The organism is Psychrobacter sp. Ps4 (assembly GCF_022129285.1).
GTDB classification, from domain to species: Bacteria; Pseudomonadota; Gammaproteobacteria; order Pseudomonadales; family Moraxellaceae; genus Psychrobacter; species Psychrobacter immobilis_A.
The window spans coordinates 21,032-46,378 of record NZ_JADQAK010000019.1 but is presented as its reverse complement, the minus strand read 5'-3'; the positions used below and the strand labels follow the sequence as shown (position 1 = coordinate 46,378).

Sequence of the window (25,347 nt, the reverse complement as noted above, 5' to 3'; positions counted from 1 at the left end):
TTTTGAGGGCTTATACAGCAATCAATACCTGCAACCAACAGCTTAATAAGCTATTCATTAATCGATAAATTAGTAGATCAATGGCTTAGGTTCAGTTGCTTATGTATTGATGATTAGTACTGTTGTTCTGCTTCTACTGCGTTTTCACTGGCTTTATTCTCAACAGCAGAGGCGCCATCGGCAACCACTTCAGCAGTTTTGGCAACGGCTTCATTTGCGCCTACCACAACTGCTTCACCAGTGTTTTTTAGTGCATCTGTAGCAGCAACACCGGCAGTTTCAGCGCCTTCGGCAACTTCAGTACCAGCATTTTGTGCAGCAACTTCAGCTTCAGCAGCAGCGGCTTCTGTTTCAGCAGCGGCAGTATCAGCGTTAGCGGCAACATCATCACCAGCAGACTCAACAGCAGCTTCGGCGTTCTCTTCTGTTTGTTGGCTACATGCAGTGATTGCAAAAGTACCAGCAAGTACGCTAGCAAGTAATAAATGGCGTTTTAACATAATAAATCCCTCATAAATAAAGCATGTCAAATACATGATTTGCGCTATTTTATAGAGTGCAAATTAGACATGCAATCATAATTTTCAGTATAGAAACAAATAATTACTACTTAATAATAATGAGTGGCCACTGATTCTTATTTCTCTTAAAACAATAACATAAGAATAGTAGCCAAAATATTATTGATACAGCGTACATGAGATGGTGAGGCTAAATTGTACGGCTAATGTTACTCATCTGCTAAATATCGTTAAAGCGTTACGCATCAATCTGTAGAGCAGCAACCGCAGGCAATACCTTGCCTTCTACAAACTCTAAAAATGCGCCACCACCTGTTGACATGTAGCTAACGCCATCTGCCACTTGATATTTATCAATTGCAGCAAGCGTATCACCACCACCAGCAATCGAAAATCCTTCGCTGTTTTTAACGGCATTTGCTATGATTTGTGTGCCCTGACCAAAAGCATCGACTTCAAAAACACCGACCGGACCATTCCATAAAATGGTTTTTGCGTTGATAATAGCATCCGCTAATTGCTTGGCACTTTCTGGAGCGATGTCCAATATCATGTCATTTTCGCCAATCGTATCGACAGATTTGATGGTCGCAGTAGCTTGTTGTAATGAGCCCGTGAAGTCAGCAAAATCAATCTCATTTTTATCAGCAACGACAACATATTCAGGTAATAAAATCTCAGTCTTAGTCATAATGTCACGAGCTGTCTCAACCAAGTCCGCTTCATAAAGTGATGCACCAACGCTATGACCTTGCGCGGCTAGGAATGTATTTGCAATACCGCCACCAACGATAATCTGCGAGCATAATTCAGACAAACTGTGCAGCACTTCTAGCTTTGTCGATACTTTTGAACCACCAACGATTGCCAACATTGGCTGTGCTGGGGTCTCAAGTGCCAAGCTTAACGCATCAAGCTCAGCCGCCAATAAAGGTCCTGCACAAGCTGTTTTTCCTGCTCGATGCATAGCTTGAGTAACGCCTTCTGTTGAGGCCTGCGCACGATGTGCGGTGCCAAATGCATCCATCACGAATACATCGCATAAGTCAGCGTACTTCTGTGCTAAATCCGCATCGTTTTTCTTTTCGCCCTGATTAAAGCGCACGTTTTCTAATAGCAAGACCTCGCCTGCTTTAATTGCCACGCCTTTAGTAAGGTAGTCATTGTTTAAGCTAACGGGCTTTGATAACTCTGTGGCTAATTTATCACTTAAATACTCAGCAACTGGTGCTAGCGAATATATCGACTCAGGACTGCCTTCAGTTGGACGACCTAAGTGTGAACAAACAATAACGGCCGCGCCTTTTTCTAACGCCATCTTAATCGTAGGCAAACTGGCTTGCAGGCGTGCATCACTGGCGACTTTACCGTTTTTAATAGGCACATTGAGATCTTCACGAATCAACACCACTTTATCCGTTAAGCTCAGCTCACTCATACGCAAAAAATTCATTACCTGCTCCTATGCATCATCTCTTGTTAATCTATCGGTTGGCTTTTTACTCATTGCTGAAAATATTTATCAAATCGGCTGCTCTTGTCTGTGGCTTTATAAAAGTAACCAAGCAAGAATTTGAGGCGGTGTATTCTAGCAGTTTTCTAGCAAGTGCTCATAAAGAACGCACTATTAAATTTTACTCGGGCGTGTCCTTATTTTGAAAATGGGGATAAAAATAAGACAAATGGCTAAATTTTAATAAAAATCAGTAACATTTCGTGGTGGCACTTAGTAATAAGGCTGTTTAAGATACTATTAGCACTGATAATAAATAATATCCACAATAAAAATAACCCATTAGGAGAACCCAATGAGTATCGACCTTCAAGCTGCCAAACAAAACCTACTGACACTTAAAGAAGAATATGAGACTCGTATCGATAAAATCGAAGATCATATCCAAAACCCGCAAGACGACCTCAATGAGCATTGGGAAGACCAAGCCATCTCTTATCGTCAAAATGACATGCGTACAAATTTGATGGTTGAAGCCCGTCAAAGTTTGATCTATGTCGAAAATGCATTAAGCCGTATTGAAAACGGGACTTATGGTAAATGTGAAGTCTGCGGCGAGCAAATTGAAGAGCAACGCTTACAAGCACTGCCTTACGCTACCCTATGTATGGAACATGCTGAATAACGACTCATTTTACTCTAAGACAGCCATTCCAAATCAAAGTTCCAGTGATCAAGTAGGTGTTTTCCATTGAGAGAACGCCTGCTGCCACTGTTTACATCGCACAGCGATTTGATCCACGGGCAAATCCATAATATCCCCAACGACCGCCACGTAAGTAATGGGCAAACCTGCCAGCTCGGTGACATTTTCTGCCGTCAAGCCACCGATGACACATATCGCTATATTTTGCTGACAGCCATCTATGAGCTGCTGGCGCGAGATAATATTGGCGTTAGGTTTTGTATTTGAGGTAAAAATCGCACCCATAGCGGCATAGCTTACGCCCTCATTTTTTGCTTCTTCAACCAATTCCAAATTGCCATGACAAGTGCGTCCGATCACTTGGTTTGGTTGGAGTTCGTGCTTAGCATCAGTGACTTCGCCATCTTGTTGACCCAAATGCACACCAACGCCGAGCTTGGCAGCCAATTTAATATTGTCATTGATGACGACTGGTACGTTGTACGCTTTCGCCAACTCAACTATTTGTCTAGCCTCTTCGTATAGACGAGACTCACCATCAGGTAGCGCCAGTATCTGCTTGCGACGAATTTGTAATAGCGCGATGAATCCTGTTGCTAGTGCTGCTTCTAATTTGCGATACAGCAGCGCAAACTCATCGTCATTGGTCAGTAAATATAATTTTGGCGCTGATATAACAGTCGGTGTTTGGGTCATATTATTTTTCCTAGAGTGTGTCCTCATTTTAAAAATGGAGATAAAAATGAGATAATTTTTTAGCCCATGTAGAAGTCCATTGATTAAATTAAAGACACACCTTAAATTCAACACAATAAAAAGGCTGTTATATCGAATAACAGCCTTTTTATAAATGCTAAAACAGTAAAGTTATACCGTGCGGCGTGTCGCTAAACTGTTTAGAATATTTTTAGCATCACCCCAACGTGTGGCTGAGCTGTTCGCTCCTAAGATGACGATAATTGCTGGGCGGTTATTTACACGCGTTTCCATTACTACACAACGACCAGCTTCATTGATGAAACCTGTTTTTGAGATACCAATTGGATAATCACCGGCACGAACCAAGCTACTGGTATTATTGGCTTTATAAGTACGGTTACCACTTGAGTAGTTAGACACATAAAAGTCATAGCTCTTGGTGGTCGAGAAACGGCGAATCACGTCATAGTTACCCGCCGCGCGAACCATTTTAACCAAGTCATTTGATGAAGCGACGTTGCGCTTATCAAGACCCGTTGGATCACCAAAGAACGCCGTGGTCATACCCAAATCTTGAGCTTTGCGATTCATGGCACGTATAAAGGCAGTATAGCCACCTGGATAATTACGCGCTAAACTCTTTGCTGCTGGATTTTCTGATTTCATCAATGCCATGAGCAACATCTCGGCACGATTCAAACGATCGCCTGATTTAAGGTTAGAGCTGGCACGCTTAGGGCCGACGAAATCTTCTGGATCGAGTGTGAGCTCTTCACGCATATCGAGACCAGCATCCAATACGACCATGGCCGTCATCACTTTAGAGATACTGGCCATTGGACGTGCAATGTCAGCATCTTTTTCATAAATAGATTCGCCCGTTTCAGCATCGATGACCGCAACACTACGCGAATCAGTGCTGATCGGTATCATGTTACTGCTACCAAATGAGCCACGATACGTTGTATTGTAGCTATTACTGCTATTGTAACTGTTATTACTGCTACCGAAGCTATTGGCGTTGGTGATACTGGTCGTACCATTGCCACTATCAACTTTCTTGATAGCTGAGCCTTTGGATTTGTACATAATATTGCGTGCTTCAGACAAACTATCGGCACCGCCCCAACTCATGCGAGCACTAGAGCTAGTGTCAGCGCTACCATTAATAGTAAGTGCGGCTTGTGCAACACTGCCCAAACTCAATGAAATCATAGCAGCGATTAATTGCTGTTTGGTTAATGGTAGTTGCTTCATTATGCCTCCTGCTGTCACGATGCTGTTAATTAGAGAATCAGTTACATACTAACCAATAGCAACAACGTACGTAGCGTTTATGAATGGGTTTATAAGTACTCGTATAGAGTTTTTGTATTTTTAGTGTATCATGGTTTGCATTTAAGTTTAATGTATCAAGCTGATTTAATAATTTATTTTGGTGTAATTCAAATTTTACTACAACCACTTTATATTACAGAAACATTGACTCACATTGCAGCAATATATCTTAACTTTGAACACTGTAATTATTCGTTTTTTGTTATATTAAACAATGCTATCTATCTAAAAGATTAGCAATATTTTATTTTTTTCAAAAACTAAAAAAACGACTCTAATGATTTTATTTTTTGTCATTTAGCGTCAGTAAAAGCCTTCATTCTGACAAACAACAAAGAGTATCGTTATGATTAAAGTACTGGTAGTAGATGATCATGATTTGGTGAGAATGGGTATTAGCCGCATGTTGTCAGATAGTATCGATATCGAAGTAATCGGCGAAGCGGACAGCGGTGACATGGCCATCAAATTAGCCAAACAATTGCGCCCTGATGTGGTTTTGCTTGATGTCAATATGCCTAATATTGGTGGGCTTGAAGCAACCAAACGCTTAATTCAGCTGGATATGGGTATCAAAATATTGGCGGTCAGCAGTATGTCAGCGCAGCCGTATCCTTCGATGCTTATCAAAGCGGGGGTCAATGGCTATATCACGAAGGGCACGCCGCTCGATGAGATGATTCGCGCTGTCAAAAAAATCTATCAAGGTGGTCGTTATTTTAGCCAAGATGTCGCTGAGCAACTGGCTGATGTTTTGCTGTCAGATAATGCCAACTCACCTTTTGACTTACTGAGTGATCGCGAAAAACAGGTGGCAATGATGGTCGTTAACTGTCAAAGCCCGCAGCAAATCGCTGATCAGCTATTTGTGAGTGTCAAAACCATCAACACTTACCGCTATCGTATTTATGAGAAAGTTGGGGTTGATAGCGATGTGAAGTTAACACATTTGGCCATTCGTCATGGTCTAATTCAGCCATAACTCATTAGGGCGTGTCCTCAATTCAACTGATGGACATCTACATGGGCTGAAAATGGCTAAATTTTATCAAGTATCGTCAAATATCCTGATATTAATGGCGATATATTCCTTGTTTGATTGTAATTTATCTCATTTTATCTCTATTTTAAAATGAAGATACACCCTAGCAACTGTTCCCTTATTGCGGTCAATCTATGAAGCCTGCTACTAATATCGTTTCTGCTGTTACTCACTATTTGCATCGTGATGACACGCTATCTCCACCTCAATTGCGCAGGTTAGGGCTTATTTATAGCAGTTACCGCTTTGCTGTTAGTCTGTTTTCTCTACTGATGGTGTATATCACCGCTCACTCTGACAACAGCCTCTCTCTACCAAGCTTTTTACAACAAACAACGCTTAGCTTTTATTTCCTGCTTAGCCTTATTTTACTTGGCTTGTTTTATGTCGTTAATCAGCAAATGCGGCGGCAGTTGGCCTTTGGTTTAGTATTAGACGTCATTATATTAAGCTTATTGCTATATACAGCGGGTGCGCCTGATTTACAGTTGACCATGCTATATATGGTGGTCGTCGCAGCGAGTTTTATGTTGCTACACGGCTCACAAGCCTTAATTATTACCCTACTCGCTATTATTTTTGTCATTTATCAGCAATTCTTTTATGCCATTGCCAATAGTATGAGCTTAGCAAATTTAGGGGATGCATTGCTCATGTCAGCCAGCTTTTTGGCGGTTGGTGGTTTGAGCTGGTCCATCTCACAGCGTTTGGTACAACTTGAAAAAGTAGCAGCGAGTCACGCTAAAGAAGTTGAACGATTAAACGTCATCAACCAAGAAGTCATCACGCAAATGGTCAATGGTGTCATCGTCATCGATAAACAGCATATCGTTTTAGCAAATCTTGCCGCTCACCAATTACTTAGCCTTTCACACACCCCTTCCGCATCATTGCACAACACCTCTATTGATATAAAAGATACTCGAAACAATACTCGCAGTGCACTCTTATCTAACTTTCAGCAGCAGCTTGGTCAACAACACACGCAGCTATTTAAAGCCTGTTTGTCAGTAGCGGCAGGCCAATCACGCACCTTTATTTATGATTTGCCTGCAGTCGCAAACGCTTCCATATTCGGTAAACTGCGCGTACAAATCATTCCATTGAAAGATGACAGTAAACTGATAATGTTAGAGGATTTACGCCGCGAACAAGCCAGTGCCCAACAATTGAAGCTGGCTTCTTTAGGGCAATTGACAGCGAGCATCGCCCATGAAATAAGGAATCCTTTGGCAGCGATATCACAAGCCAGCCAATTATTAATGGAAGATGTCATAGAAGCCAATCTAGAAGTCGATACAGCAGATAATACGATAACGCCGCCTATTTCAAGTGATGATATGGCGGCGAATCATGAGCTTTATCAAATGATATTTTCACAAACAAAACGCGTGAATCGCATTATCGAAGATGTACTAAAATTGTCTCGCCAACAAACTGCAAACCAGCAGGCGATTATATTGGCAGACTGGATGCCAACATTTTTAGAGAATTACTTTCAAGGACACGATGTTTTTCTACACGTAAAAACACAACCGACCATATCATTCGACACACATCAACTAGAACAAGTCTTAATCAATTTAATTAACAATGGCTTGCGCTACGGTAGCTACGCCCACCCTCATGCCTATGTGGAAATCGAGATTTATTGTGCGGATAACGATGTTATAATTGATATCTTGGATGCTGGTCGCGGGGTTAGCACCAAAGACTTAGAACATTTATTTAATCCTTTTTTTACGACAGACCAAGCAGGGACAGGCTTGGGACTGTATTTATCACAAGCTTTTTGTGAGGCTAACCAAACTCGTTTGCTTTATATTCCTGAACATGAGAAAACCTGTTTTCGCTTGATAGCACCTGCTATTGGTGCTGATACTCATGTAAATAAAACTGAACATAATGTTAATACCAGTATTTTATAAAAATTAACGTTACCAAGTATTAACATACTATGGAATACTTTGCCATTAAGGCCTCTTGGTTTTTACCATTTTATAGCTATTGAATACGATGAGATGATGTATGACAACAACCGCGCTAGTCGTTGATGACGAAGTGGATCTGTGCCGATTGATGCAAATTACTTTGACCAAAATGGGCATTAAAAGTGATGTAGCATATACTCTGTCACAAGCAAGATCATACTGGCAAGACAATGATTACGATTTTTGTCTGACCGATTTAAAGCTGCCTGATGGGTCAGGACTAGAGTTGGTAAAAGAAATCAGTAATAGCTCTAGTACACCCATTGCCGTGATTACTGCTCACGGCAGTATGGATCTCGCCATTGAAGCATTGAAGCTTGGTGCTTTTGACTTTGTGAATAAACCTCTTGAGTTACCGCGCCTACGTCAACTGGTGGAAAATGCTTTAAGAGTTATTCATCAAGACAATGAAGCAAAAGCCACAGCCGAATGCTCACCTGAACAAAAACTGCTGGACAGTAGGCTCATTGGTCATTCTGCGGTGATGCACCCACTGAAAAATACTATTTTAAAATTGGCACGCTCACAAGCACCTGTATTTTTGTCAGGCGCTTCGGGTACTGGTAAAGAAGTGGTTGCCCGATTGATTCATGATTTAAGCCCACGCCGTGATGGCAGCTTTGTACCAGTAAACTGTGGGGCGATACCATCAGAGCTGATGGAATCAGAGTTCTTTGGTCATAAAAAAGGCAGCTTTACAGGAGCTGTCGCTGACAAGCAAGGGCTGTTTCAACAGGCCAATGGCGGCACGTTATTTTTAGACGAAGTGGCTGATTTGCCTTTAGCCATGCAGGTAAAACTACTGCGCGCCATTCAAGAAAAAACGGTGAGAGCCATTGGTGATACCAAAGAGGTTCCCGTAGATATTCGTATCTTGTCCGCCACCCACAAAAATTTAAACCAATTGGTACAAGACGGTGCGTTTCGACAAGATTTGTACTACCGTATCAATGTGATTGAGTTAAAACTGCCGACGCTCAATGCACGTCGTGATGATATCCCTGTATTAGCCAAGCACTTTTTAGCATTAATTGCTGATGAATGGCAGTTAGAGAATCCGCCCATACTCACTGTTGAGGCATGCGAGCGTTTGCAAGATCATAACTTTGCGGGCAATGTTCGTGAACTGCGTAACGTCCTTGAACGTGCAGTAACCCTAGCAGAGACACCGCACATTGACATCAGCCACTTGGGTTTGCCTGATATTGATATAACCCATCACCGCGCAGTCTCTCAAAATCAGAGTGAGCCAGCGGTTGTTGATAGCACTCAACATTCTGAGCGTCAAACAAACCATCAAATGATCGCTCAATCGATAGAAAATAGAGAAAAAGTCATTCAATCTATGGATGAGACTATAGCGCCACAGGTCAAGCAAGTGACGACCAACTTGCACCCTTATCGTACTAACGCTCAGCACTACCCTTCTATGATACAGCGTTCAGAAAGTTATCATGCAGAAAGCCCAAACCATACGGCCCATCATAATCATGAAGAATCTGTCACCCATCGACCTATTCTGCAAGAAAGTGATGAAAAAGCAATTCTAAGCAAATTAAAGGATGGTCAGTTACCCTCTCAAGGGTTGGAACACTACCTACAAGAACAAGAAAAACAGTTGATTATTACCGCGCTAAAACAAACGGCTTGGAATAAAACGCAAGCAGCTGAACTACTAGGCACCACTTTTCGCTCTTTACGCTATCGCATGAAAAAACTAGAGATAGCTGAGGATCAATTCGAGCCATAGCATTCGCTATTTTTGAATAACGATAAATGATATTTTAACGTTGATATATCGTGATAGCCTGTCTTTAAGCGAGCCTTACTGAACCCTATTGCCTGCCACCGCTTGATCGACTTTGGCAGGTTTTCGGACAAAACGAATACCCGAATCAAGTGCTTTTGTTTTTAGTAAAGCGAGCGCTTGCTGCTCCCATGTACTTTCACTTCCTGACAAGATCATATCAGGCTCTACCCCGATTCCATCGATCTTATTGCCTGACGCTGTCATGTAGTTGGCGACAGTTAGTTTGACAGCCTGCTCATCATTCAGTGGGATGACCGACTGTACAGATCCTTTACCATAGCTGACTTCACCAACGATTGTGGCACGTTTTTGTGCTTGTAAGCTACTGGCCAGCACCTCTGCCGCTGACGCCGAATAGCGATTTTGCAGCACCACCACTGGCAATGATTCAAGTATCGCCAGACCTTGAGTGGATAGCGTACGCGTGTCACTTTGACGACCTTTTACTTGTACCACATCAGTGTCGCTCATAAACAAACTGGCCACGCTCACCGCCGACGTTAGCACCCCACCTGGATTATCACGCATATCGAGCAAGATACCTGTAATAGGTGCGTCTAGATCTATCAAGCCTTCCAAGAGTTTTTCACGGCTATTATTTTGAAAGGCAGGTAACTTAATAACAGCAACACCGTCAATGAGACTTGCCTCGACCGTTTGAGGGTGACTGTTATTACGCTGCAAGGTCGTGGTATGTTTGCGGCGACCAGCTTTTGAGGTGACAACATCTACTTGCGTCCCCGCAATCCCTGTCAAAAGCTGCTCAATATCGTTACTTTCTTTATCTTCATCAAGCTTGAAATCACCGACTTGATGTAAATAATCGCCAACCGCAATGCCCTTTTTATCTGCAGGCGATGCATCAATAACCTCTGTAATCACCCAATAGCCATCTGTAGGCTGATAATTGACTTTGATACCCACATCACCCACATCACCTTCGGTAAAGGCACGCAGATTTTCATAAGCCTCAGCATCTAAAAATTCAGCATGACTATCTAGCTTAGTCAACATACCACTCAACGCATTATTGAACAGCTCTTCATCATTGACCGCATCTACATATTCACGGCGTACCAAATCCACTACCGCAACAAACGTCTTGAGCGTTTCTGGAGAAATGGCATTCAATGATACTTGCGCAACCTCAGGTGGAATACTGACATCAATCTCGTTCGTGTCATCGGTCAAGGCACTCTCATCTGCGACACTGTCTATCGAGTCGTCAACTTGGTCGGCCGACTCAAGCATATCAGCGACATCTGATAAATTATTAGTGTCATCTTCTGTGGCTATCTCATCGGCATTTAAGCTAATCAGTTGTAGACTGGCGGTGGGGTTATTGATGGTCGCATTAGCTGGTGACTTCGCTGCTTGTGCGTACATACTAGCAGTGCTGAGCCCAATCAGACCTATCATCAATGCAGGTTTAAAAATAGTCGGCGCAGTGAATACCTTCATTGCTTGTTTGCCCAATCGCTTCGTCACTGGTAAGCGCATAAAATAAATAGAACGCATAAGAGAACTCGTTTAATAATAGAATTATTTTTATAGATATATAGATGAATATTTATCTCATAAGATAGCATCAAGAGCCAGTCTAAGACTAGGAGAGTATTGCAAGTAACATTCACGATAACTGATATGATTTCATCAAATGATGAGTAACGGTGTCAAGTTTGTTTAGCAGGCTAAATATCATACTTGCCCTTATTTTTCTCACTATCCAAACATTTAAAGATAAATAAAGTCAGCCAAATATCTCTTAAAAAACAAATCAAAAAAAGGAGAGACAATAAATATCTCTCCCCTTTCTATTACTTCTAACAACGCTAGTAAGTGGTCAATACAATAGTATTAAATGCCTGACTTACAACGCTGGAACCAATAGACTTTCGCCCGTCATTTCAGCAGGCTGCTCAATATCCATCAGCGCCAAAATAGTCGGTGCGACATCGCTCAACTTACCACGACTACGTACTTGTAGCTTTTTCTCACCCACGTAAATGAGCGGTACATGCTCAGTGGTATGTTGAGTATGTACTTGACCGCTTTCGTAATCTTGCATCTGCTCACAGTTGCCATGATCTGCCGTGATAAGCATATCACCGCCAGCAGCGCGTACCGCTGACTCAATACGGCCAACACAGACATCTAGTGCCTCTACTGCTTTTACAGCCGCATCAAAAATCCCCGTATGGCCTACCATATCACCATTGGCATAGTTGACAATTAACACGTCATATTTGCCTGATTCAATGGCAGCCACTAATTTATCGGTCACTTCAGGCGCACTCATCTCTGGTTTCAGATCATAAGTCGCCACATCTGGAGAGGGTACGAGAATACGTGTTTCGCCATCATACTCTTCTTCACGACCACCGCTAAAGAAAAACGTCACATGCGCGTATTTTTCAGTTTCAGCGATACGCAGCTGAGTTTTACCATTGTCTTGCAAATACTCGCCAAGCGTATTGGTCAATGACGTGGGATAATAAGCAACGCTAGTTTTTGGATTGTCTGCTAAAACGTCAGAATATTTGGTCAGCATCACAAATGCCGCAAGTTTTGGCTGCTTATTACGGGCAAAACCTGAAAACTCATGATCTGGCAAGACAAAAGCTTGCGCCAGCTCACGGGCACGGTCAGCACGGAAATTCATAAAGATAAGCGCGTCATTGTCATCAACGGTATATGGCACCTCATCACGGCCAATCACTACCGTTGGATTAATAAACTCATCGGTTTCGCGTGCCTTATAAGCAGCTTGTACTGCGCCATCTGCACGCGTAGACAGACGATCGGCTTTACCTTCAGTGATAAGCTCATAGGCTTTTTGCACACGATCCCAGCGATTGTCACGATCCATCGCATAATAGCGCCCAATGATACTGGCAATCTGTACGCGGCCGCCTTCATAATGAGCATTAAGCTTATTGATATGATCCCGCAGACGATTAATATACTTATCCGCCGATTTAGGTGGGGTGTCGCGTCCGTCTAAAAAACAATGAACAAAGACATTTTTGGCGCCGTGCACTAACGCCGAGTGGCACATTGCTTCGATGTGATCTTGATGCGAATGTACACCACCATCTGACAGCAAACCCATGATATGGACGTTACCACCCAACTCGTTCGCGGCTTTAACCGCCTTGACTAAGGCTTCGTTTTTATAAAACTCACGATTGGCTACTTCACTTGAGATACGAGTCGAATCTTGATACAGAACGCGACCCGCACCTAAGTTCATGTGCCCAACTTCTGAATTGCCAAACTGCCCATCTGGCAAACCAACATCTTCTCCAGAAGCAGATATCAATCCATGCGGATATTGCTGATAAATCCTATCCAAATTTGGCATATTGGCGGCAGCAATCGCATTATCCTTATCGTCTTCACGATGCCCAAAACCATCTAATATCATTAAGACATGCGGCACTTTTTTATTTTGATCGCCATCCTGCTTACTATTGAGCTGAGCCTGATTATCATCGATAAATGCTGATTGTTGCTGGGTATTGGTCATGGATTACCGCTCCTCAAGTGAATGAACGCCTATAATGCTATATTAGGATGTTTAAAGCCCTCTATATTAACACACATCTTAAAATAGCTGAAAAATCGTCATTTTACGCCCACTCTTAAGCGTTAAAGCATACTTATTTAAAGCACATTTATACAGTAGAAAAGGCAGTTAAAACTTAATAGCAATAATACCAATCTCTAAATCTACGTATCAATCTGTAAATCATACTTGCAATCATTCAAACCATTCGTTAAGATAATTATATTCTGAAGTGTTGGCTAGTAGATGTTTATTCCCTGAGCCGATAATGCTTTACCAGGATGTGGTACCTATTGCTTCATTGTGTATGCCTGCACCGCTTGCGGTGTATCAGGAAACCTGCAGAGGCAGTGACGCATCCGCCCTGAACTTCACGGTTCATGGGTCACCATCTTACAGCGGCACTTCGGTTGTTCTATTCGGTTAATTATTATTTTATTTATATTCGGTAGGTTTACTTATCAACTCATAAAGACTTAGTAATAACCATTAAAAACCCCCTTTTATCATTGATAAAAGGGGGTTTTTCTATGCTTGCCTATTAATTCAACTATTCGTCATTGGCAGATTTGGTGATTTTTTTCACATCTTTGGGAATGGTTTTTGCTGTCCCATCAATCGTTGTATGCTGTTTAAACCCATCACCAAACGGGTTTTGTTGTTGACCAAATGGATTTTGATTATTCATACCACCTGCGCCGCCGAACGGGTTTTGACCGCCCATACCCCCAAACGGATTTTGTCCGCCGCCCATCTGTCCGCCCATCTGCTTGGCCATCATTTCCATCATTTTTTGCTGATTATTCATGACATAATTATTAGCAAAGTCTTTGAGCTTCTTTTGCACGGGTGGCAATATCACCAATAATGCGAGTAAATCGCTCAGCACACCTGGAATGAGTAGCAAAATACCAGCCGCTGCCATGGCCACACTTTTCATCATGGTTGATTCTTGCGGACGCATCGATGGGTTCATCATGCCACCTGCTTTCATCTGCTGTGCCATTGGATTGAGGGCAGCCATCCCTTTACGCAAGAGGGAGATACCGATGACTGCGGCGATAATAAACCATATAAATACCCACCAACCACTCATAAACTGAGCAAGCAAATACCAAAGTAGCATTTCGATAATAAACCAAACAATGGCAATACCAACTATCTGACCCATAAAGTGTCGTCCTATAAAATAAAAACCAATAAATTGAGCGCCATGCAAATTAAGATGGCTAACATATGATGTATATGGGGATTGATTGCTATACTATCAAACTTAAGGCTAATTTTTAAGCCATATAGTCGGTAAGATATAATCTGGATACAAGGAAGATGAGTAAAAGTACTACGAGTAGTAGACTGAGCGAGTCTGACACCGTATCCAAATTATATAGGATTGAATATAAAATAAAATATAAGCAAGATGGGATATTATGGCAATTATTATTGGAATTGATCCTGGTTCGCGCATGACCGGTTATGGCATCGTCCAACAGACGGGCGACAAACTCACCTATATCGATGCAGGTACCATACGTACCGACACCAAAGAGATGCCTGAACGTCTAAAGCGGATTTTTAATGGCTTGACGCGCATCACACAGCATCATTTGAAATATGCTGATGAGCCTATCTATACGGCTATTGAGCAAGTGTTTATGGCAGAAAACCCTGATTCAGCGTTGAAACTTGGGCAAGCGCGAGGTGCTGCTATTGCCGCCATGGTTGCTCTAGACTTAGAAGTATCAGAATATACCGCTCGCCAGATTAAGCAAGCCGTTTGCGGTTATGGTGCAGCGGCAAAAGAGCAAGTGCAAGAGATGGTCTGCCGCATACTATCTTTGGATGTCGTGCCACAGCAAGATGCTGCCGATGGTCTTGCCTGCGCCATCTGTCATGCGCATTCAAGCCATTCCATGAATAAATTAATATTAAACAGCGCTATGCGTGGGCGCGGTGCGTCTAAGAAAAAAGGTCGCTGGCGTTTGACAGAAGAAGATCTAGGGAACTTGCGTTAAGAACGCTTATAAAACAAGCATAAAAAAACACGCGTCTAAATGGCGCGTGTTTTTCGAACTGTCTAAGTTATTTACACTATCGTTTTGCTATAAAATCGCTTTACTATAAAAATGCAACGGCTTAAACCGACTACTCTGCGACGGCACTTTCAATCACTGCATCCAACACATAAGCATATTCTTCGCCTTCTATACTATTGCTATCGTCACTGTCTAATGGGTAACGCTGCAGACGTAATACTTCATCATGCATGCCATCATGCTGATAACCATCGATTTCACCCGTAAAGACTGCCCACTTACCTTCGCTCGTTTTAATACCTTGGTCATCATAGGTAATGGGTTTCACTTGTAGACACATCTCAGAGCCATTATCGGTGCAAGGTATCATTTTCGAGCTTACTGCCCAAAATACGGTCTCACCTTTACTATTATACTTGGCTTGTGAGGTAAGCCTACCTTCCCAAACCAACGTTGCTCCATCACTGGTGACTTGAGTTAATATTGGCTTATCACTCTTGAGACTATCATCCTGAGAGTTATTGTCTTTAGCGTCGCCATCTTTGGTACTGTTAGCTTTCATTAATGTTAACTGGCTTTCACCTTGCATCAGCTGATTTAAACTATTTTCAGCCTTATCAAGCTCGCCACAAGACATTTTCGTACTCATACCCTCTTCAATAGTCAAAGTGTGACCTTGCAATTGGTAGCCGGCGCTCATAGTATTACAGCCAACGCTATAACTTAACGTATTCTCACCTTGGTATTGATTAAAAGACAAACGCACTTGGTCTTTAATATCCGTCAGCATGTTTAATGGCTGTGCGCCTTTATCCGTTACAGACATCAATGTCCAACGATAACGTGAAAGATTGGCAATCATTTTCTCTTCATCGCTCATCTTATCCATCTGAGTCTCATCCGTTACTGCATCAGCATTCATATCTATGCCATCATCATTTATTGCATCAGCGCTTGTCTTATTGCCTGCTTGTACATCACTTTCATTGGGCAAAGAAGCATCTTGGCAAGCACTTAATGCCAAGCTTAGTGCCAACAAACTTGGTAGTAAAGTGAATCGAATTGGCCGTTTTTTAACAGATGAGGTCATAGCAGTCATACCTTGTGGTTATCCCTTTTTTAAGTCAAAGTATTTAAAAAATCAGGTTAAATATTTAACAATAAGGGGCTGATGATATCCACTTTATTAAAGCGTCACAATTCACCACTATAGCGCCGTTGATTACCATGGTTGTAACAAAGTGTTTATTTTTATGGATTCATCGTAACTGCTATTTTAATATTTAAAAGTACCATAAAAAATCAATGGTCTCAGATAATTGGAAATTTCATCAATTATTCAAGACCATCAATGATGTCACCTTTTTAATTTTTCGCGCTAGTCTTACTCGTTTGTATGAGAAATTTTGGCTTTTGCCATATTTTTAATACTGAAACGCTCATTCATCATTTGATAAAAACGCGCAAGATTTTCGCCCTGCTCATTCGGATTTACGTTCAGGACTTTACCAAAATCCAAACCGAGATATAGGACGATATCAGCAAAGCTTAATTGTTCACCGACCAAATACTCACGACCTTCTAAAATATTCTCAAAATAAGCAAGGGCTTTAACAGCGCGGGCAACAGAGGGTGCAACAAACTCTGGTACTTGCTCAACGCGTTGGGCTTTGGACGGATGGCTGTGCTGAAAAGCCAGCATAAAATTATATAATACCTCAAACTCAGCAATGCGGCGCATAGCGCACACTTGCGCACGTTGTATCACATCATTACCCATCACCGAACGCTCACCATAGACACGGTCGAGATACTCACATACAGCCTGTGAATCATTGAGTACTGTTCCATCCCCTAGTGTTAGAACTGGCACGGTCTGCATTGGATTTATTTTGGTGAACTCGTCTGACATCTGCTCATTGGCCGCAAAATCAATATCAATCACATCCACATCATCCATATCATCGACATCGATGCCTTTTGATGCTAACAAAATAAGGGCTTTACGTGGATTGGGTGCAGTACGGGTGACGTATAGTTTTTTCATGGCAAACTCCTTGTAAGATTGAACAAAAGCGATTCAACGCTATCTAGTTTTATTATGATTATCACGCTGTTGATGATAAATGAAGACTAACCATCATTTATACAACAGTTATATCCTACTCTGCTCATCATAGCAAAGCCTTATTAGGCTTGCTTTTTTGATCAGAGACTAAACAACAAAAAGCCCCACAACGTTACGTCATGAGGCTTCATTGCATTCATCCAATCATACTACTTATTTATTGGGTGCAGGCGTGGTACGTAAATAAGGCTTAATTTCTGTATAACCTTTAGGGTATTTAGCCGCAATATCTTCGTTTTTAACACTTGGTGGAATGATGACATCATCACCGTCTTTCCAGTCAACTGGTGTCGCAATATTATATTCATCAGACAGTTGCAGAGCATCAATGACACGGATAATCTCGTCAAAATTACGACCACAGCTCGCAGGATAAGTCAGCGTTAAGCGGATTTTTTTCTTTGGATCAATAATGAAGACACTGCGTACCGTATGCGTGCTATCTGCATTTGGATGCATCATATCATATAGCTCAGCGACTTCTTTGTTCGGATCAGCAATGATTGGAAAATTTAGCTCAGTACCTTGCGTCTCACCAATGTCTTTTGCCCACGCATGATGGTCATCGATACCATCAACAGAGATACAAATTGGCTTGACACCACGCTTTTGAAATTCGCCATTCAATGCCGCAGCACGACCAAGCTCAGTAGTACATACTGGCGTAAAATCAGCTGGATGGGAGAAAAAAACGACCCAATTATCGCCTGCCCACTCGTGGAAATTGATATTACCCTCTGTGGTTGCAGCGTCAAAATTCGGTGCGGTATCGCCTAAACGTAAATGTGCCATGCTTAATTCCTTAGCTATGTTAGTGATGAGCACTAATATCCAAAGATATTCGCGTGCTCTATTATTATCAACGTACTTTTTATTATCAACGTGCCCTATCAGATATTACACAATAACTCAAAGCACGTCAGTAAAAATTCTATTTTATCTTAGCAAACTGGTTATGACTGTCTTGTGAAAGATTGTAATGCGGTTATTCTGTTTATTACTAAGTAATCTAGCATAGACCTAACCAATGAATCAAACCACCATTCCAGAATCCCACAAACAAAAATCACCGAATTTACCTTTTTTACTGGTGCCACCTGCTGCACGCCCAGCATCTGTTAATGTAAGCTCTCCTTCTTGCTCTTGTAAATATCCCGCTGCAAGCAACTTATCATTTAACTCTTGTGTCTTAAAACCCAACTCTTTGGCAAGCTTCGCCGTCGTTAATTTAGAGTAATTAGGCGTTGCCGCTTCTGTAGCAGTAGGTGTGACCGTTGTCTTAGCATTATTGCTGGGCATTGTATGACTGGCAGTAGCAGTATTATCAGTCCTACCATCAGATTCGGTCACTTTTTCAAGCGACATGCGCACTTCATCGCTGATACGAATAATGCGCTGTGCCTCCTCATAAGTATCGGCATATAGTTTGGCATCTTCATTACGATAAATCAGCACACCCATTTCATTATTATTGACTTGGCTAAATTCATAAAGGTTCAAACTGGTAATGATGCATTCGTTTTCATTTAGATAGCACTTTGCATGCAAATTTTTACAAAAACTGGTACGAATAAAAGTCAGATTTTTGAGCCAGTTTATTTCTTCTGGGTGCAAATCATTCTTGCCATAGACAATGCGAATATCGATTTTTAGGCGATTACGATCTTCTAATAGCTCTTTAATACGCTCATTCAGCTTTAGATAAGGACTGATGATAATCAACCTATCAGACGCATTTTTAATCAATTCTTCTAAATGGTAAGTCGTGCCACTGCTGTTTAAAAATTTTGCCATTATTCTTTCCTCAAATCTTACGATCAATCACTTTATAATCATGCACAAAAAAGCCCATCCCTAGCGTACTAGAAATGGGCAAGCTTGCAAACTACTATTGTTCAGTAGTTTTTCAAATAAGCGCTAATGCCGCTAATAGTGATAAATTAAGCTGGCTTATAGCTATCACGCAAGCTGACGATTTGGTTAAAGACTGGTTTATCAGTGCTATGGTCTTCGCTATCAGAGATAAAGTAACCTTCACGCTCAAACTGGAAGCGTGTGCCAGCGTCCGCATTCACCAATGACGGTTCCACCACGGCATTGAGTTCAGTCAACGAGTTAGGATTCAATGCTTGATGGACGTCAGCGACGCCACTTGGGTCTTCAACACTAAATAACTGCTCATACATGCGCACCGTTGCTGGAATGCCTTGGCTAGCTGATACCCAATGAATCACGCCTTTAACCTTACGGCCTTCAGGATTTTGACCCAACGTCGTCGGATCAATCGTCGCTTTTAGTTCAACGACATTACCTGCGTCATCTAGTACATGTTCGGTCACTGCCAACACATAGGTGTTACGCAGACGAATCTCATTCTTTTCTGGTGACAAACGCTTATAACCTGCTGGCGGCTCAATCTCGTAATCGCCTTGATCGATATAGATGGTCTCAGTGAAAGGAATTTCACGCTCGCCCATATCGACATTAGGATGATTTGGCTGCGTGAGCCATAAAGTCTGTGCATCATCGTCCCAACGCGCATTAACGCTATCAGCCTTTTGCGACTCCCAACTGCTGACCGCTTCAGCAAAGTTGGTAATGGTCACTTTTAATGGCTTAAGTACCGCCATACCACGACCTGTGGTCGTCTCTAATGATTGACGAATGCTAAATTCTAATAAGCGAAAGTCAACGACGCTGTCTACTTTGGTTACACCAACACGCTCACAGAAATCACGTAAACCCTCTGGTGTATAACCACGGCGACGCATGCCAGCGATAGTCGGCATACGCGGATCATCCCAACCACTAACGATATTTTCGTCAACCAACTGTTTAAGCTTACGCTTGCTGGTCAAGGTATGATCGACATTTAAGCGGCTAAATTCATACTGATGCGGTGGTACATCAAAGCCAATTTTGTCAATGACCCAATCATAAAATGGACGATGATCTTCAAACTCCAGCGTACACAATGAATGGGTAATGCCTTCGAGTGCATCAGAGAGCGGATGGGCAAAATCATACATCGGATAAATGCACCATTTATCACCCGTTTGGTGATGCGCTTGATGCATGACACGATAGATGACAGGGTCACGCATATTCATGTTTGGGCTTGCCATATCAATCTTGGCGCGCAACACCGCTTTTCCTCCCGCAAACTTACCTTCTTTCATGTCATTGAAGAGGGTCAAGTTTTCTTCAACACTGGCAGAACGATGTGGTGACGCTGTGCCTGCCTCATTGAATGAGCCTCGGTTTTCTTTAATTTGCTCAGGTGACTGCAAGTCTACATAAGCATCACCCTGTTTAATCAACTGCAAAGCCCACGCATACAACTGGTCAAAGTAGCCTGACGCATGGTGCGCCTCTCCTGCCCACTCAAATCCAAGCCATTTCACATCGTTCTCGATGTTGTCGATGAAGTCTTGCTTTTCTGCGGTAGGGTTAGTGTCATCAAAACGCAGGTTACAAACACCACCAAACTCTTCGGCCACGCCAAAGTTTAGGCAGATAGATTTTACATGCCCCAAGTGCAAGTAGCCGTTTGGCTCTGGCGGAAAGCGCGTCACGATTTGTGGGTATTTTTGCGCCTTGACATCATCACGAATGATATTGCGAATAAAATCGTTTTTTTGTTCGTCTTTTTGTGCATTATTGCTTGAGTGCTCACTCATCGGGCATTGCTCCTAACGCAAATTGTCAGTTCATGCTACGTGCCATCACGCAGCATGGAAAATTCAAACCAAATCATTAAAAACAAGTTATTAAAAATGATAATAAAAAGCTAAAGTTGCGTTATTCTATCAGCTTTTGCGAAGGCATTAACAGCCTGATACATGACACGAGATAAAAAAGCCGTTAGACTAGCCATAACTTTTTAACCACCAACTTTTTAGCCACCACTTAACAGCGTCATTTTAGGCGCTGCAATCAAAGAGGAATATCACATGGTAGACATGCCACCAGTAGTAGAACTAGACACCAATATGGGTGCGATCGTTATCGAACTCAATGAAGAAAAAGCACCAAAAACCGTTGAAAACTTTTTAAACTATGTAAAATCTGGTCATTATGACGGTACGATTTTCCATCGCATTATTGACGGCTTTATGATTCAAGGCGGCGGAATGGACGCTGAAATGAATGAAAAAGCGACCAATGCTCCAGTTGAAAACGAAGCAGACAACGGTCTAAAAAACGACGCTGGTACGATTGCGATGGCGCGTACGCAAGATCCGCATTCAGCAACCAGCCAGTTTTTCGTTAACGTAAAAGACAACGATTTCCTAAACCATTCTGGCAAAAACATGCAAGGTTGGGGCTACACCGTATTTGGTAAAGTAACAAGCGGCATGGATGTCATCGAAAAAATGCGCGGCGTACCTACTGGTCGTTTCGGCATGCATGCTGATGTGCCAAAAGAGCCAGTGGTTATCAAATCAGCGACTATTATTTCTGAATAATCGTTACTCATGATAAATGACGAGGATAAAGATAAATGCAAAGTTTTAATCATTTAATAACGACCCGCCCTCATGAGGTACGGCAAGTTTTGATTAGCGATTTGCATTTATCGCCTGAAGAGCCTGCCTTAGTGCAGGCTTTTTTGGCGCTGCTTGATGATTGCCTTGCTCTGCCTGCGCTCAAACGCTTGTTTATCTTAGGTGATTGGTTTGAAGTTTGGCTCGGTGATGACTTTTATTTGTCTTTATCCGACGAGGAACGACAAAGTCATTGGCTCACTCCGCTTATCGTTAAATTAAAGAAACTGCGCATAGCTGGCTGTGAGATTTTGGTCATGCATGGCAACCGTGATTTTTTGTTAGGTCAGCCATTCTGTAGTCTATTCGGTGGCGAGCTTATTTATGAGCCGTATACTTTAACTGTCGGTAAGCAAAGCTATCGCTTAGAGCACGGTGATGCGCTGTGTACTGATGATAAAAAGTATCAGTTTTTTCGCAAAATCATGCGTAATCGTTTGACTCAGTGGTATTTGCTCAATAAATCGTTAGAGAAACGCTTGGCAATCGCTGATAAAATGCGGCAAAAGAGCCAGCAGAATAATGCCAATAAAGCGGCGCATATCATGGATGTGAACGATGAAACCGTTCATCAAGCCATCAGCGATAGCGATGCTTTACTGCACGGACATACCCATCGTCCAGCTATTCATCAGGCTACCACTGATAAAAAACGCTACGTGCTCGGCGACTGGCGATTGCTCGATAGCAATACACGCCAGCCAAAAGTCAGTGCGGTGATTGGCGCAGTGACAGGCGACGAGCACTCAAATGACAATTTTAGTAGTAATGCTGCTGAATTTAGATTGATTGAGTTTAAATCGCTCATTTAATGTCATTTTTTTCGAGCGCCTCTAAACAATAAAAAAGGTCTGTTGAATTATCAACAGACCTTTTTTACTATAAATGACAGTGCATGATTGACGCGAATCTAAGTGTCAAACTATTGATCGCTCAACTCTTAATTTACGGTATTAATTTAAAGAAATGTTGGCGATAATGCTTTAGCTCACGAATAGAATCACGAATATCATCTAATGCTAAATGACTGCCGCCTTTTTCAAAGTTTCTGAGAATATCAGGACGCCAGCGGAAGCAAAGCTCTTTAATTGACGACACATCCAGATTGCGATAATGGAAGAATTTTTCTAATTCCGGCATTTGACGCGCCATAAAACGGCGATCTTGGCAGATCGAATTGCCACACATTGGCGACTTACCACTATCGACCCATTTATTGAGAAACTTAATCGTCTCAGCTTCGGCCTCTGCCAATGTCACGGTACTACGGCGGACACGGTCGACCAATCCTGACTGACCATGCTGCTTGGTATTCCAATCATCCATTTTATTTAACGTTTGATCCGATACTTTTATAGCGAACACTGGCCCTTCGGCTAGGACATTTAAATCTTCATCAGTGACAACGGTAGCAATCTCGATAATCTCGTCATTTAAGGTATCCAGCCCGGTCATTTCTAGGTCAATCCATACCAGCCCTTTTTTGCCTTGGTTTCTGATTTTAATCTTGTTGGGGTGGTCACCGGTACTCATAAAATATCCTATGGTCAATAAAGTTTAGAACAACTTTGGAGCAATATTAATTAGATAAATCGCCTGTCAATGTTCATGCCTAAGTAGCAAACTGTAGCAAAACGTTGCATCTACTGATTTATAACCCTTAAAACGTTACAAAATCTCTGTCTGCAGCAGGCGCTTTAGGCTGTATGTTATCAAACTTTCACGCTACACTTAGCAATATTTTTTAATAGGTTCAAAACCCATGGCATTAATTCGGCAACGCAAACTGACTAAGCAACAGATTCGTCGCATCGACAAACAACAGCTGGCAAGTCAAGACAGCATCGATGACAGTTTGATGGATGGCGTGGTCATGGCGCATTATGGCAAGCAGTTGGAAGTACAAGTGACCAGCTTGCCTGCGGTGATACCTGTGCAGCCGGAGATTGCACCCGATGATCCTGAGCCGTTTTGGCAAGAGCTGGCATTAGGCGATATTTGGCGTTGTCATGTGCGTACCAATTTACCGATGCTAGCCGCTGGCGACCAAGTACGCTGGAGTGCTGATCCTAATACTGGCTTTGGACGTATTGAATCGGTCAAGCCGCGTACCTCTCTGGTCTCGCGTCCTGATCGTTATCATAAACTTAAACCTGTCGCCGCCAATGTCGATATTTTAGCCATTGTCTTCGCGCCGCTACCTGCTGCCGCGCCAACCCTCATCGATCGTTATTTGGTCGTCTGTCATCATGCTGGCGTAAAGCCGTTGTTGGTGCTTAATAAAGCCGATTTATTGGCAGAAGAAAACGGCGTCGATACCAAAGAATTATTGGCACAATATGCTTCTCTCGGTTATGAGAGCGTTCTCACCTCAGTCGACTGTCCTGAAAACGTCGCAGATAGTGATGAGCAAGAAGGGCTGGATGAATTAAAACGTTATATCGATAAAAAACTGGTTATTTTTGCAGGGCAATCTGGTGTCGGTAAAAGCAGTTTGATTAATGCCCTACTACCTGAATCGGCACAAAGCGTCAATATCATCTCTGATAACTCAAAACTTGGTCAACACACCACCACCACCAGTCGCTTATTACCATTTAATCCAGCTGACTTGACCCAAGGCGGTATCGTCGATACCCCAGGTATCCGCGAGTACGGCATTTGGCATCTCACACCCGATGATATCATTTCAGGATTTGTGGAGCTTGCACCGTTATCTGGCAACTGTCAGTTCCGTGATTGTCGTCATACTCACAACAGCAAAGGCTGCGCATTATGGCAAGCGGTTGCTGACGGCGTGGTATTGCAGCGCCGTGTGGAAAATCTCGTTACCCTAAGAGAAGAGGCAGATACTAAGCCCTATTAGTATTGGCATTATTAGTATCCGCCTTATTAATCGCTGCCTTATAGATCGTTAATCGCTTGGTTGACCATCGCCCGTTTACTATGGATGGTCTAATCGGTATAATAGCGCCTTGTTCAGTATCGTTAGGCTGTCTTCTCAGCTTAACCGAACACTTATTTTTTTGGAGGTATGGTTTGGATCGTGCGCTGGAATTTGTGGGCAACCACCCGTTTTTATTTGGTATATTAGCCGTACTTGCCGTGCTATTTTTTACGATTGAAAACAAACGTAGTGGCAGAAAAATATCGCCCAATACCTTAGGTATGATGGTTAACTCGCAAAACGCGCAGCTAATCGATATTCGTGCCAAAAAGAAGTTTGAGACTGGTTACATCCAAGGCAGCCGTAACATACCGTTCACTGAGCTTAAAGACCGCTTAGAAGAAATCCGTGCAATTGAGCAGCCAGTAATTATCATTTGTGATATGGGTGTGCAAGCAGGCGCGGCGATTCAGATGATCGGCAAGGACAGTGTTTATCGCTTAGAAGGTGGTATCGGCGGCTGGCAAGCAGCGGGTATGCCATTGGTTGGGTTAAAAGATGCAAAGCCTAAAAATAAAGGCAAAGCCAAACCAAGTCTACATAAGTAGTCCGCTATACTGC

The 25,347-nt window shown here is 42.4% G+C and carries 22 protein-coding genes and 1 other RNA gene; 10 read left to right on the top strand and 13 right to left on the bottom strand.

Translation table 11 applies throughout. The features are described 5' to 3' along the window. Positions 1-113: 113 nt before the first annotated feature. Both I3252_RS11115 and I3252_RS11110 read right to left on the bottom strand, forming a co-directional pair. A complete protein-coding gene (locus I3252_RS11115; protein WP_045446952.1) occupies positions 114-500 on the bottom strand; it encodes a hypothetical protein in 387 nt (128 codons plus the stop codon). Between the two features lie 259 nt (positions 501-759). Continuing rightward, positions 760-1,974, bottom strand: coding sequence for a phosphoglycerate kinase (locus I3252_RS11110; RefSeq protein WP_238035226.1), 1,215 nt, complete (start codon positions 1,972-1,974; stop codon positions 760-762). A 355-nt stretch (positions 1,975-2,329) separates the two neighbouring features. Between I3252_RS11110 and I3252_RS11105 the strand changes: the two genes are divergently transcribed. Further along, a complete protein-coding gene (locus I3252_RS11105; protein WP_045446956.1) occupies positions 2,330-2,659 on the top strand; it encodes a TraR/DksA C4-type zinc finger protein in 330 nt (109 codons plus the stop codon). Positions 2,660-2,707: 48 nt separating this feature from the next. On the opposite strand, the gene I3252_RS11100 is transcribed toward I3252_RS11105, so the two are convergent. After that, positions 2,708-3,376 carry a thiamine phosphate synthase gene (locus tag I3252_RS11100; protein ID WP_238035225.1) on the bottom strand — a complete coding sequence of 223 codons (669 nt, stop codon included), beginning with the start codon at positions 3,374-3,376 and terminating at the stop codon, positions 2,708-2,710. A gap of 171 nt (positions 3,377-3,547) precedes the next feature. After that, on the bottom strand, positions 3,548-4,636 hold the full coding sequence (locus I3252_RS11095) for a serine hydrolase (RefSeq protein WP_045451193.1): 1,089 nt from the start codon (positions 4,634-4,636) through the stop codon (positions 3,548-3,550). Between the two features lie 427 nt (positions 4,637-5,063). Between I3252_RS11095 and I3252_RS11090 the strand changes: the two genes are divergently transcribed. The 3 genes from I3252_RS11090 (at position 5,064) to I3252_RS11080 (ending at position 9,500) form a co-directional block, all read left to right on the top strand. Further along, positions 5,064-5,699, top strand: a complete 636-nt coding sequence (locus tag I3252_RS11090) for a response regulator (protein ID WP_055123802.1) — start codon at positions 5,064-5,066, stop codon at positions 5,697-5,699. A gap of 194 nt (positions 5,700-5,893) precedes the next feature. Then, positions 5,894-7,687, top strand: coding sequence for an ATP-binding protein (locus I3252_RS11085; RefSeq protein WP_238035224.1), 1,794 nt, complete (start codon positions 5,894-5,896; stop codon positions 7,685-7,687). A 100-nt stretch (positions 7,688-7,787) separates the two neighbouring features. Continuing rightward, positions 7,788-9,500 (top strand): sigma-54 dependent transcriptional regulator, encoded by a 1,713-nt coding sequence (locus tag I3252_RS11080; RefSeq protein ID WP_275949304.1) that lies wholly within the window; start codon positions 7,788-7,790, stop codon positions 9,498-9,500. 75 nt (positions 9,501-9,575) lie between these two features. Here the strand turns inward: I3252_RS11080 and I3252_RS11075 are convergent, their stop codons facing one another. Both I3252_RS11075 and gpmI read right to left on the bottom strand, forming a co-directional pair. Continuing rightward, complete coding sequence (locus I3252_RS11075; RefSeq protein ID WP_238035223.1) at positions 9,576-11,078, bottom strand: S41 family peptidase; 1,503 nt, start codon at positions 11,076-11,078, stop codon at positions 9,576-9,578. A 352-nt stretch (positions 11,079-11,430) separates the two neighbouring features. Continuing rightward, on the bottom strand, positions 11,431-13,089 hold the full coding sequence (gpmI, locus tag I3252_RS11070; protein WP_275949303.1) for a 2,3-bisphosphoglycerate-independent phosphoglycerate mutase: 1,659 nt from the start codon (positions 13,087-13,089) through the stop codon (positions 11,431-11,433). Between the two features lie 260 nt (positions 13,090-13,349). Here gpmI and ssrS point away from each other — a divergent pair. Continuing rightward, positions 13,350-13,545: non-coding RNA, 6S RNA (gene ssrS / locus I3252_RS11065), on the top strand. Between the two features lie 133 nt (positions 13,546-13,678). Here the strand turns inward: ssrS and I3252_RS11060 are convergent. Next, complete coding sequence (locus tag I3252_RS11060) at positions 13,679-14,299, bottom strand: FxsA family protein (RefSeq protein WP_238035222.1); 621 nt, start codon at positions 14,297-14,299, stop codon at positions 13,679-13,681. Positions 14,300-14,558: 259 nt separating this feature from the next. Between I3252_RS11060 and ruvC the strand changes: the two genes are divergently transcribed. Continuing rightward, positions 14,559-15,143, top strand: a complete 585-nt coding sequence (gene ruvC / locus I3252_RS11055) for a crossover junction endodeoxyribonuclease RuvC (protein WP_045446965.1) — start codon at positions 14,559-14,561, stop codon at positions 15,141-15,143. 130 nt (positions 15,144-15,273) lie between these two features. Here ruvC and I3252_RS11050 read toward each other — a convergent pair whose 3' ends face one another. The 5 genes from I3252_RS11050 to I3252_RS11030 all read right to left on the bottom strand — a co-directional run bounded on the left by I3252_RS11050 (position 15,274) and on the right by I3252_RS11030 (position 20,972). After that, positions 15,274-16,254: an META domain-containing protein gene (locus I3252_RS11050; RefSeq protein ID WP_238035221.1), complete on the bottom strand. Its 981-nt coding sequence runs from the start codon at positions 16,252-16,254 to the stop codon at positions 15,274-15,276. A gap of 294 nt (positions 16,255-16,548) precedes the next feature. Next, positions 16,549-17,211 carry a glutathione S-transferase family protein gene (locus I3252_RS11045; protein ID WP_238035220.1) on the bottom strand — a complete coding sequence of 221 codons (663 nt, stop codon included), beginning with the start codon at positions 17,209-17,211 and terminating at the stop codon, positions 16,549-16,551. 234 nt (positions 17,212-17,445) lie between these two features. Beyond that, a complete protein-coding gene (locus I3252_RS11040; RefSeq protein WP_201604571.1) occupies positions 17,446-18,084 on the bottom strand; it encodes a peroxiredoxin in 639 nt (212 codons plus the stop codon). 240 nt (positions 18,085-18,324) lie between these two features. Continuing rightward, positions 18,325-19,086, bottom strand: coding sequence for a phospholipase D family protein (locus I3252_RS11035; protein ID WP_238035219.1), 762 nt, complete (start codon positions 19,084-19,086; stop codon positions 18,325-18,327). Positions 19,087-19,232: 146 nt separating this feature from the next. Continuing rightward, positions 19,233-20,972 (bottom strand): glutamine--tRNA ligase/YqeY domain fusion protein, encoded by a 1,740-nt coding sequence (locus tag I3252_RS11030; protein ID WP_238035218.1) that lies wholly within the window; start codon positions 20,970-20,972, stop codon positions 19,233-19,235. Positions 20,973-21,245: 273 nt separating this feature from the next. On the opposite strand from I3252_RS11030, the gene I3252_RS11025 reads away from it, so the two are divergent. Together I3252_RS11025 and I3252_RS11020 are read left to right on the top strand one after the other, a co-directional pair. Further along, positions 21,246-21,761, top strand: coding sequence for a peptidylprolyl isomerase (locus tag I3252_RS11025; protein ID WP_095849316.1), 516 nt, complete (start codon positions 21,246-21,248; stop codon positions 21,759-21,761). Between the two features lie 35 nt (positions 21,762-21,796). After that, positions 21,797-22,651, top strand: a complete 855-nt coding sequence (locus tag I3252_RS11020) for a UDP-2,3-diacylglucosamine diphosphatase (RefSeq protein WP_238035217.1) — start codon at positions 21,797-21,799, stop codon at positions 22,649-22,651. Positions 22,652-22,784: 133 nt separating this feature from the next. Here I3252_RS11020 and orn read toward each other — a convergent pair whose 3' ends face one another. Beyond that, positions 22,785-23,372 carry an oligoribonuclease gene (gene orn, locus I3252_RS11015; protein ID WP_045446983.1) on the bottom strand — a complete coding sequence of 196 codons (588 nt, stop codon included), beginning with the start codon at positions 23,370-23,372 and terminating at the stop codon, positions 22,785-22,787. A gap of 229 nt (positions 23,373-23,601) precedes the next feature. Here orn and rsgA point away from each other — a divergent pair, with 229 nt between their 5' ends. Both rsgA and I3252_RS11005 read left to right on the top strand, forming a co-directional pair. Beyond that, the gene (gene rsgA / locus I3252_RS11010; RefSeq protein WP_055123794.1) at positions 23,602-24,705 is read left to right on the top strand and encodes a ribosome small subunit-dependent GTPase A; all 1,104 of its coding nucleotides are present in this window, start codon (positions 23,602-23,604) and stop codon (positions 24,703-24,705) included. 173 nt (positions 24,706-24,878) lie between these two features. Beyond that, entirely contained in the window at positions 24,879-25,334 is a 456-nt protein-coding gene (locus I3252_RS11005) for a rhodanese-like domain-containing protein (RefSeq protein WP_045446990.1), read from the top strand. The last annotated feature ends 13 nt before the right edge of the window (positions 25,335-25,347 follow it).